At 53.5% G+C, this 2,821-nt stretch carries 2 protein-coding genes; both read left to right on the top strand.

The window, feature by feature from the left end; genetic code table 11:
* Positions 1-298: transcription antitermination factor NusB (nusB, locus tag A918_RS0100195; protein WP_028233185.1), on the top strand; the 298-nt coding region annotated here is incomplete at its 5' end.
* A 447-nt stretch (positions 299-745) separates the two neighbouring features.
* Positions 746-2,821 (top strand): sodium-translocating pyrophosphatase (locus A918_RS0100190; protein WP_022709102.1); only part of this gene is annotated, 2,076 nt, incomplete at its 3' end.

Raw genomic sequence — 2,821 nt, 5'->3', positions numbered from 1 at the left:
CATTATTGCCGGTGTGGTTGCCGACCAGCGCGTGCTGGATCCGATGATCCGTCAGTCGCTGACCGAAGACTGGCCGCTGTCGCGCCTTGATTCGACCCTGCGTGCGATTTTGCGTGCGGGTATCTGGGAATTGCGCACTAAAAAAGAAGTGCCGACAGCCGTTATCGTCTCGGAATATGTAGATATTGCCAAGGCTTTTTACGAAGAAGACGAGCCGAAACTCGTCAATGCTGTGCTGGATCGTCTGGCATTCGAAATTCGTGGCGAGAGCCGCGGAACCAGAAAAACGCCGCGCTGACGGTGTTTGGCAGAGGTGATTGCCTTTGCGATGCATTTTAAAGCCATCAGAGCCGGTACAATATTGTGCCGGCTTTTTTATATTGCCGGTACTTGCGCTGTTACCGTTTTTAAAACAGGCACTTGACCTTTGTTACAGGCTTTCGCATCCTGCGCACAGAATACCGGAAGACAAGCCTGAAGCATGCTGATCAGACAGATGCTGAACGAAACATAATCCTGAAGACTGAGAGATTTCAGAGCGGGATTATGGGGTAAATCAAACTGCCGGACTCTGAACTGAAATAACTGCCCTCTGTTGCTGTCTGAACAGACTGTGAGCATTTTCAGAAGCGCACTCCGCGCTTTAAATGACTGCTGTACCTTGCTCCATGCCGTCCTCCGTTATCGGGAGATAATCCGGTTCTCATTCCGGAATTATAAAGGCCGAAGAATAAGGGGAATACGCATGGCAGTTCTCATACTCATTCTTATTTGTGGCATTCTCGCACTTCTCTATGCAGGCTGGGCAATCCGCTCGGTGCTGGCATCGGATGCGGGTAATGCGCGGATGCAGGAAATTGCAGGGGCAATCCGCGAGGGTGCACAAGCCTATCTTGCACGCCAATATATGACGATCTTTTTCGTTGGTGCAGTGGTCTTTCTCATTACATGGTGGTTGCTGGGCGCTTATGCGGCTTTCGGCTTTCTGATCGGGGCGGTTCTGTCCGGCGTGGCCGGTTTTATCGGTATGCATGTCTCCGTGCGCGCCAATGTGCGTACAGCACAGGCGGCATCGATGAGTTTGGCAGGTGGGCTGGAGATAGCGTTTCGCGCCGGTGCAGTCACAGGCATGCTGGTGGCAGGTTTGGCGCTGCTTGGCGTTGCCGGTTATTACACATGGCTCACAGTAATAATGGGCTATGCTTCCGGTGACCGTGTGGTGATTGATGCCTTGGTAGCACTTGGCTTCGGTGCTTCGCTGATTTCCATCTTTGCGCGTCTTGGTGGCGGTATTTTTACCAAGGGGGCCGATGTCGGCGGTGATCTGGTCGGCAAGGTTGAAGCCGGTATTCCTGAAGATGATCCGCGCAATCCGGCAACCATTGCCGATAATGTCGGCGATAATGTTGGTGACTGCGCCGGTATGGCTGCTGATTTGTTTGAGACCTATGCGGTGACCGTGGTGGCAACCATGGTGCTGGCGGCGATCTTCTTTGCCGGTACGCCATTGCTGCCAGTAATCATTCTCTATCCGCTGGCTATTTGCGGGCTTTGCATTCTCACATCCGTTGCCGGTACATTCTTTGTGCGGCTTGGCACGGATAACTCCATTATGGGGGCTTTGTATAAGGGATTGATTGCGACCGGCTTGTTGTCTGTGGTGGGGCTTGCAGTAGCAACCACGCTGACCATCGGCTGGGGTGAGGTCGGTACTGTTGCCGGTATTTCCATCACCGGTACAAACCTGTTCATTTGCGGGCTGATTGGTCTGATTGTCACCGGTCTGATCGTGGTGATTACGGAATATTATACCGGAACCAACAAGCGTCCGGTTAATTCGATTGCGCAGGCCTCCGTCAGCGGACATGGCACTAATGTCATTCAGGGGCTGGCTGTATCGCTGGAATCAACGGCATTGCCAGCGATTGTCATCGTATTCGGTATCATTACCACCTATCAGCTGGCCGGATTGTTCGGCACAGCGATTGCAGTGACAGCGATGCTCGGCATTGCCGGTATGATCGTGGCACTCGACGCCTTTGGCCCTGTAACCGATAATGCCGGTGGTATTGCGGAAATGGCGGGGCTTGATCCGGAAGTGCGCAAGGCAACAGATGCACTGGATGCGGTAGGCAATACCACCAAGGCAGTAACCAAGGGCTATGCGATTGGCTCGGCCGGTCTTGGTGCTTTGGTGCTGTTTGCAGCCTATTCGAATGATTTGGCATTCTTTGCAGCAAATAGTCAGAATTATCCGTATTTCAGCGATATGGGGCCAGTCTCTTTTGATCTCTCCAACCCTTATGTGGTGGCAGGGCTGATCTTTGGCGGTCTGATTCCCTACTTATTTGGCGGTATCGCTATGACGGCAGTCGGACGTGCTGCTGGATCGGTGGTGCAGGAAGTGCGCCGTCAGTTCCGTGAAAAGCCGGGTATTATGAGTGGTACGGAACGGCCGGACTATGCCCGTGCGGTGGATATTCTGACCAAAGCTGCGATCCGCGAGATGATTATCCCGTCATTGCTGCCGGTACTGGCGCCATTGGTGGTTTATTTCGGCGTATTGCTGATTTCCGGCTCCAAGGCTTCCGCTTTTGCGGCGCTCGGTGCTTCTCTGCTCGGCGTGATCGTCAACGGATTGTTTGTGGCGATTTCCATGACTTCCGGCGGTGGCGCATGGGATAATGCCAAGAAGAGCTTTGAAGATGGCTTCACTGATGCCGATGGTGTGAAGCATATGAAGGGCTCGGAAGCGCATAAGGCTTCGGTCACCGGTGATACTGTCGGCGATCCTTATAAGGATACGGCAGGGCCGGCGGGC

Origin of the sequence: Pseudochrobactrum sp. AO18b, assembly GCF_000409565.1 — a bacterium.
Lineage (GTDB): Bacteria > Pseudomonadota > Alphaproteobacteria > Rhizobiales > Rhizobiaceae > Pseudochrobactrum > Pseudochrobactrum saccharolyticum.
Note: the sequence above shows the minus strand (reverse complement) of the source record. Positions and strands in the feature narration are given on the sequence as shown.